The organism is Pseudomonas cyclaminis, from assembly GCF_015163715.1.
Classification (GTDB): Bacteria; Pseudomonadota; Gammaproteobacteria; order Pseudomonadales; family Pseudomonadaceae; genus Aquipseudomonas; species Aquipseudomonas cyclaminis.
In genome coordinates this window covers 21,364-28,502 of the sequence record NZ_JADDUM010000026.1, presented here as the reverse complement: position 1 = coordinate 28,502, position 7,139 = coordinate 21,364, and the positions used below count along the sequence as shown (strand labels likewise).

Sequence of the window (7,139 nt, the reverse complement as noted above, 5' to 3'; positions counted from 1 at the left end):
GGCCGAACAGCGCCGCTTGCTGGTCACCGGCGATACCGCCAATGGCGATGCCACTCTTGGTGCGGCCATAGATTTCCGAGGAAGATTTTACTTCCGGCAGCATTTCGCGCGGAACGTCGAGGATCTCCAGCATCTTCGCGTCCCACTCCAACGTGTGGATGTTGAAGAGCATGGTGCGCGACGCGTTGGTGTAATCGGTGACGTGGGTCTTGCCGCCAGTAAATTTCCAGATCAGCCAGCTGTCCACGGTGCCGAACAGCAGTTCGCCGTTGCGTGCGCGCTCGCGGCTGCCTTCGACGTTATCGAGGATCCACTTGAGCTTGGTGCCGGAGAAGTACGGGTCGGTGACCAGGCCGGTGGTGTCGCTGATGTATTGTTCGTGGCCGTCACGCTTGAGCTGCTGGCAGATCTCGGTGCTGCGGCGGCATTGCCAGACGATGGCGTTGTAGATCGGGCGGCCGGTGATTTTGTCCCACACCACGGTGGTTTCACGCTGGTTGGTGATACCGATGGCGGCGACCTGGTCATGGTGCAGGCCGGCCTGGGCCAAGGCTTCGACCATGACCGCGCTCTGGGTGGCGAAGATTTCCATCGGATCGTGTTCGACCCAGCCCGCTTGCGGGTAGTGCTGAGCGAATTCACGCTGGGCGGTGCAGACCACGTTAGCGTCCCGATCAAAGATGATCGCCCGGGAACTGGTGGTGCCCTGATCAAGGGCAATGATGTAGTTCTTATTCTGAATGTCGGTCATGTCGATTGCCTTGGACGAGAAATAAGGGAGTGGATCAACAGTCTGGGCCACTAAAAGGGCAGTAGGGACCAGGCGGTCTTATCAGGAAATACGGGTTTCGCCAGTGACGGCGGTGTCTTGGGTTTCAGCGACAGCAGGTGCGGCGCTCGGCAGATGACGGGCAATCAGCCCGCGATAGGCCGCAGCACCCAGGCATGCGCCGACAATCGGCGCGAAAACGGGTACGAGGAAGTAAGGAATATCGCGCCCGCCAGTAAAGGCCATTTCACCCCAACCCGCGAAAAAGGTCATCAGCTTGGGCCCGAAATCCCGCGCCGGGTTCATCGCAAAGCCGGTCAACGGACCCATGGCACTGCCAATCACTGCAATCAGCAGGCCGATCAGCAACGGTGCCAGCGGGCCGCGTGGCAGGCCATTGTTGTCATCGGTCAGGGCCATGATCACGCCCATCAGGATGGCGGTGATGACCATTTCCACCAGGAATGCCTGTGCAGTGCTCAGCAGGGCATGAGGATAGGTGGAGAACACTGACGCCAATTCCAGGCTGGCCTGGGTGCCGCGCACCAGATGGTGGGTTTGTTCGTAATCGAAAAACAGATTGCTGTAGAGCGTGTACACCAGCGCCGCAGAGCAGAACGCGCCGGCCACTTGGGCAAGGATATAGAAGGGCAGTTTGCGCTTTTCGAAATCGGCGAAAAGGCACAGGGCGATGCTGACGGCTGGATTGAGGTGAGCCCCGGAAATACCGGCGCTCAGGTAGATCGCCATGCTGACGCCGATCCCCCAGATAATGCTGATTTCCCACAGACCAAAGCTGGCACCCGCGACCTTGAGCGCAGCGACACATCCTGTACCGAAGAAGATCAGAAGCGCAGTCCCCAGGAATTCGGCCATGCATTGGCTCGAAAGTGAAGGCTGTTGAAGAGCAGTTGTCATGGAAAACCTCGATTGTTGTTCTTGTCTGGCGCACCGCCTCAACGGGCGGTTGCGCGATTTTCACCGTGACGAGGATCCCCATCCAAGACACGGCTTACTGCTGGAGCGCTGTAGGTGCATTCGTACAGTGTTCGTAAGCGAAAAAATATAGACAAGAATGACCGCTGTCAAAGGTCGAAAGTGAACGGCCGGTCACTTTCTAACTATGGGTTTGATGAATGATCATGCTTGATCCACGGACTATCGGTTGAAGAGAGGTGCGCACTAGAGCGTTTTACCTGGGCTTGGCCTAGAATTGGCCACCTGTTGGCCACCGCCGGAGACGTCATGACCCCCGCATTGGATTTGTTGAAAAAAGTTCGCGCCGAACATCGCATCCACAGTTATGAACACGATCCCAAGGCCGCGTCCTATGGTCTGGAAGCCGCAGAGAAATTGGGCCTCGACCCTGCGCAGGTGTTCAAGACCTTATTGGCCAGCAGTGAAAAGGGCGAATTATTGGTGGCGGTGGTGCCGGTCGTCGGAAGTCTGGACTTGAAAGCCTTGGCGCAGGCTGCGGGAGTGAAAAAAGTCGAAATGGCCGACCCGGCTGCGGCCCAGCGTTCTACCGGGTACCTGTTGGGCGGCATCAGTCCGCTGGGGCAGAAGAAGCGTCTGCGCACGTTTATTGATGTGACGGCGCAACAGTTTGCGACGATTCATGTGAGTGCGGGGAGGAGGGGGTTGGAAGTTGAGCTGCCGGCGAAGGTGCTGGCTGAGCATACCCAAGCCAAATTCGCGCCGATTGGCAGGGAGTAATCTCAGGCCCGGTGGAGCTCCAATGTGGGAGGGGGCAAGTCCCCTCCCACATTTGTTCTGTGTGTTTTCAGGTAATCAGTTGGCCGGGCTGTAACGGCGTACACCAGAATCAACCAGAGGAATCTGCGCGGCGGTGCTGCCCGACGCCTGGAACAGCACCAAGTGTTCAGCCGCCACACGAATCCCCACATCCGCCCCTACCTGATGATCGGCATGGCTGGGGAAGATCGATTCCAGTTGCGCGCCCGTCGGCAGTTGCAGACGGTACAAGGTCGATGCGCCGAGGAACGTCTTGCCGACGATCCGTGCTTTCAACGCGCTGTCCGGCGCATAGACGATGTCATCCGGGCGCAGCAGCACATCCACCGCGCCACCGGTCGGCCAGGTGTAGGCGCGATTGCCGCGCAGGTCACCCAGTTCGGTGCTGACGGATTCGGGCGAACTCAGTTGGCCACGGATGAAATAACCCTGGCCGATAAAGCTCGCGACGTAAGGTGTCTGCGGTTCGTGATAGAGGTTGTAGGGCGTGTCCCACTGCTCCAGCCGACCTTCCTTGAACACGCCTACTTGGTCGCTGACGGCGAAGGCTTCTTCCTGATCATGGGTGACCAGGATCGCACTGGTGCCGCGTGCCTTGAGGATGTCGCGCACCTCATGGCTGAGCTTGCGCCGCAGTTCGCCATCGAGATTGGAGAAGGGTTCATCCAGCAGCAGCAGTTGCGGCTCCGGTGCGAGGGCGCGGGCGAGGGCAACACGTTGCTGTTGGCCGCCGGACAGTTCGTGGGGGAAGCGCTTGCCCAGATTCTTCAGGTTGACCAGCTCCAGCAGCTCGGCGACTACGCGGTTCTTTTGCGGATGCTTGCGGATACCGAACGCGATGTTGTCGGCCACGCTGAGGTGGGGAAACAGCGCGTAGTCCTGGAATACCATGCCGATGCGACGTTTCTCCGGTGCCAGGGTAAAGCCGGCACTGGAGATCACTTCGCCCGCCAGGCTGATTTCGCCTTCGTGCACTGGCTCAAAGCCGGCAATGGCACGCAAGGTGGTGGTTTTGCCGCAGCCCGAGGAGCCGAGCAGGCAACCGATATCACCCGCGTTGAGGTGCAGATTGAGGTTCTGCACCACCCGTTGATCTTGATAGCCGCATGCCAGATTGCGCAGGTTCAGCAGAAGGGGCTGGCTCATGCGTGGTGGTACGACGGTGGGACGAGGAATTCGAGCAGGGCCTTCTGGGCGTGCAGACGGTTTTCGGCCTGGTCCCAGGCGACCGAACGCTCATCGTCAAGCAGGTCGAGGCTGATTTCTTCACCCCGGTGGGCGGGTAGGCAGTGCATGAACAGCACATCCGGCGCAGCCAGGTCGAGCAGGGCGCGGTTCACCTGGAACGGCGCGAACAGGGCCAGGCGCTTGGCGGTTTCGTCCTCCTGGCCCATGGAGGTCCAGACGTCGGTGCTGACCAGATGCGCGCCGAGTACGGCGTCACGTGGGTCGCGCACCAGGGTTACGCGATCACCGGCCTGTGCCAGGAAGCGCGCATCAGGCTCGTAGCCTTCCGGGCAGGCAATGCGCAGTTGGAAGTCGAATTGGATCGCTGCTTCTATATAGCTGTTGCACATGTTGTTGCCGTCGCCAATCCAGGCCACGGTTTTGCCCTGGATCGAGCCGCGATGTTCCAGGAACGTCTGCATGTCAGCCAGCAATTGGCATGGGTGCAGGTCATCGGACAGGCCGTTGATCACCGGAACCCGTGAGTTGGCGGAAAATTCGGTAACGGTGCTATGGGCAAATGTGCGGATCATCACCGCATCCAGCATGCGCGACATGACACGGGCGCTGTCGGCGACCGGCTCGCCACGGCCCAATTGAGTGTCGCGCGAGGACAGGAAGATGGCTTGGCCACCCAACTGGATCATGCCGGCTTCAAAAGACACGCGGGTGCGGGTGGACGACTTCTCGAAAATCATGCCGAGAACGCGGTTTTTCAAAGGCTCGAACAGTACGCCGCGGTTACGCAGGTCTTTAAGCTCAATGCCTCGACGGATCACGCTGACCAGCTCTTCGGGCGTGCAATCCATCAGGGAGAGAAAGTGCCTTGCGCTCATCATTAACTACCTTTTTGCAACAGACCGCAGATACTCAAAGCCTTGTTTATTGTGACAACGGGCGAGACCTGCGGCGAAAGCCGCACGGGGCGACGAAATAGGGGAAGGCGCGATATTGACATTAAATGTCGCGTCTTACCAATAGGGCTACGTTTTTAGGGGTGTTCAAGAAGGGCGCGAGAGCGCTTTTGAAGACGAATTCCTGACAGCAGCGGGCCATTTGTACACTGGCGTCGCGACCTTTTGCAATGCGCGGGGGCGGGCTCGGGTCAGGCAGCGTCGGTTTCGGAGGCTGTGGGCGGGGTTTCGTAACATTTGCTCATGCTTGCTCATGGCCTGGCCTGATGCCCGGCGATTCACGGGACGAACGATGCTGGCGCCCGTCATGGCCGCAGCCCATAGTCAGATCAAAGCCCCTATAAAGAGACTGGCCATGACCAAGACTCTCCACCACCGTGCCTGCCATCTGTGTGAAGCCATTTGTGGCCTGACCCTGGAAACCACCCAAGCCGAAGACGGCAGCCTGGCGATCACCTCGATCAAGGGCGATACGCTGGACACGTTCAGCCGGGGTCACATCTGCCCGAAGGCGGTGGCGTTGCAGGATATCCAGAACGACCCGGATCGCCTCCACCAGCCCATGCTGCGGGTGGGCAGCGAATGGCAGCCAATCCCCTGGGACGAGGCCTTTGCGCTTGTAGCCGAGCGGCTGGCGGGCATCCAGGCCCGGCACGGGCAGAATGCGGTGGCGGTGTACCAGGGCAACCCCAGCGTGCATAACTATGGGCTGATGACCCACAGCAACTACTTCCTCGGCCTGCTCAAGACGCGCAATCGGTTTTCCGCGACCTCGGTGGATCAGTTGCCCCATCACCTCACCAGCCACCTGATGTACGGCCATGGCCTGCTGCTGCCGATCCCGGACATCGACCACACCGACTTTATGCTGATCCTGGGCGGCAACCCACTGGCGTCCAACGGCAGCATCATGACCGTGCCGGATGTGGAGAAGCGCCTCAAGGCCATTCAGGCCCGGGGCGGCAAAGTCGTGGTGGTTGACCCTCGGCGCAGTGAAACGGCGGCGATAGCTGACCAGCACCTGTTCGTGCGGCCGGGCGGCGATGCGGCGCTGTTGTTTGGCATGCTCAACACGTTGTTCACCGAGGGCCTCACACGCGCCAGTCATTTACCGGTAGCAGGTCTGGAGGATGTTCGCCGTGCGATCGCTGGGTTTACTGCCGAGGCCATGAGCCGCCAGTGTGCGGTGCCGGCCGAGCAGATCCGCCAATTGGCCCGGGACTTTGCCGCCGCGGACAAGGCCGTGTGTTACGGGCGCATGGGCGTGTCGACCCAGGCGTTTGGCACGCTGTGCCATTGGTTGGTGCAGTTGATCAACCTGGTCACCGGCAATCTGGATCGGGTCGGCGGCGCTTTGTGCACCACACCGGCGGTGGACCTGGTGGCGTCGACTGGTGGCGGGCATTTCAACCGCTGGCAGAGCCGGGTTTCCGGGCGTCCGGAGTACGGCGGCGAGCTACCGGTGTCGGCTCTGGCTGAAGAAATGCTGACCGAGGGCGAAGGACAGATCCGCGCACTCATCACCGTGGCGGGTAACCCGGTGCTGTCGACGCCCAATGGTCGCCAGTTGGAGCAGGCGCTGGATGGGTTGGAGTTCATGGTCAGCGTCGACCTCTACATCAACGAAACGACGCGCTATGCCGACCTGATCCTGCCGTCCACTTCTGCGTTGGAAAACGATCACTACGACACCACCTTCAACATGTTTGCGGTGCGTAACATTACCCGTTTCAACCGCGCGATCCTGCCCAAGCCTGCTGGGGCGTTGCATGACTGGGAGATTTTCGTCGGCCTGGCCACGGCCTTTGCGGCGCAGACGGGGGCGGTGCTTAAACCGACGATGCCGCCGGCCAAGATGATCGACTTTGGACTACGTGCCGGGGTGTACGGTGATGGGTCAAGTCATAAGCTGTCGGTGGCGATGCTGGCCGATCATCCCCATGGTGTGGATTTGGGACCTTTGCAGCCCAATCTTGCTGCGCGACTGAAAACCGCAGATGGCACGGTGCAGGCTGCGCCAGCGGTGATTCTTGCTGACCTGGCGCGCTTCGCGGCGCAACCGCTGCCTGGGGCTGACGAACTGCTGCTGATCGGCCGTCGGCATGTGCGCAGCAATAACTCCTGGATGCATAACTATCATCGCCTGGTGAAGGGCAAGCCACGCCATCAATTGTTGATGCATCCCGATGATCTGGTCAGCCGGCAACTGAGTGACGGTCAGCGGGTGCGCGTGAGTTCGCGCATCGGCATGATCGAGGTGGAAGTGCTGGCCAGCCTGGAGATGATGCCCGGTGTCGTCAGCCTGCCCCATGGCTGGGGCCATGGCCGACCAGGCGTGCAGATGAGCATTGCCAGCGGGCAACCGGGGGCGAGTGCGAATGACTTGACCGACGAGCGGCAGTTGGATGAGTTATCCGGGAACGCTGCGCTCAATGGCGTTCCGGTTCAGGTAGCAGCCGCCTGAGCACCCGGCT

Annotated in this window: 6 protein-coding genes; 2 read left to right on the top strand and 4 right to left on the bottom strand. The window is 60.4% G+C overall.

Annotated elements, in window-relative coordinates:
• The coding region (locus IQK56_RS03585; protein ID WP_246500132.1) for an FGGY family carbohydrate kinase at nucleotides 1–751 on the bottom strand (751 nt) is incomplete at its 3' end.
• 81 nt (nucleotides 752–832) lie between these two features.
• Nucleotides 833–1,687: an MIP/aquaporin family protein gene (locus IQK56_RS03580; RefSeq protein ID WP_099583493.1), complete on the bottom strand. Its 855-nt coding sequence runs from the start codon at nucleotides 1,685–1,687 to the stop codon at nucleotides 833–835.
• 327 nt (nucleotides 1,688–2,014) lie between these two features.
• On the opposite strand from IQK56_RS03580, the gene ybaK reads away from it, so the two are divergent.
• The gene (gene ybaK / locus IQK56_RS03575; RefSeq protein ID WP_122309832.1) at nucleotides 2,015–2,485 is read left to right on the top strand and encodes a Cys-tRNA(Pro) deacylase; all 471 of its coding nucleotides are present in this window, start codon (nucleotides 2,015–2,017) and stop codon (nucleotides 2,483–2,485) included.
• A 75-nt stretch (nucleotides 2,486–2,560) separates the two neighbouring features.
• On the opposite strand, the gene IQK56_RS03570 is transcribed toward ybaK, so the two are convergent.
• A complete protein-coding gene (locus IQK56_RS03570; protein WP_193862807.1) occupies nucleotides 2,561–3,670 on the bottom strand; it encodes an ABC transporter ATP-binding protein in 1,110 nt (369 codons plus the stop codon).
• Entirely contained in the window at nucleotides 3,667–4,587 is a 921-nt protein-coding gene (gene argF, locus IQK56_RS03565; protein WP_150674835.1) for an ornithine carbamoyltransferase, read from the bottom strand. Before argF ends, IQK56_RS03570 begins: the two co-directional genes overlap by 4 nt.
• 433 nt (nucleotides 4,588–5,020) lie before the next feature.
• Between argF and IQK56_RS03560 the strand changes: the two genes are divergently transcribed.
• Nucleotides 5,021–7,129 (top strand): molybdopterin oxidoreductase family protein, encoded by a 2,109-nt coding sequence (locus IQK56_RS03560; RefSeq protein WP_193862809.1) that lies wholly within the window; start codon nucleotides 5,021–5,023, stop codon nucleotides 7,127–7,129.
• The last annotated feature ends 10 nt before the right edge of the window (nucleotides 7,130–7,139 follow it).

Coding starts and splice junctions, on each gene's coding strand:
- IQK56_RS03580 (WP_099583493.1), bottom strand. CDS start 1,687: ATGACAACTGCTCTTCAACAGCCTTCACTTTCGAGCCAATGCATGGCC.
- ybaK (WP_122309832.1), top strand. CDS start 2,015: ATGACCCCCGCATTGGATTTGTTGAAAAAAGTTCGCGCCGAACATCGC.
- IQK56_RS03570 (WP_193862807.1), bottom strand. CDS start 3,670: ATGAGCCAGCCCCTTCTGCTGAACCTGCGCAATCTGGCATGCGGCTAT.
- argF (WP_150674835.1), bottom strand. CDS start 4,587: ATGAGCGCAAGGCACTTTCTCTCCCTGATGGATTGCACGCCCGAAGAG.
- IQK56_RS03560 (WP_193862809.1), top strand. CDS start 5,021: ATGACCAAGACTCTCCACCACCGTGCCTGCCATCTGTGTGAAGCCATT.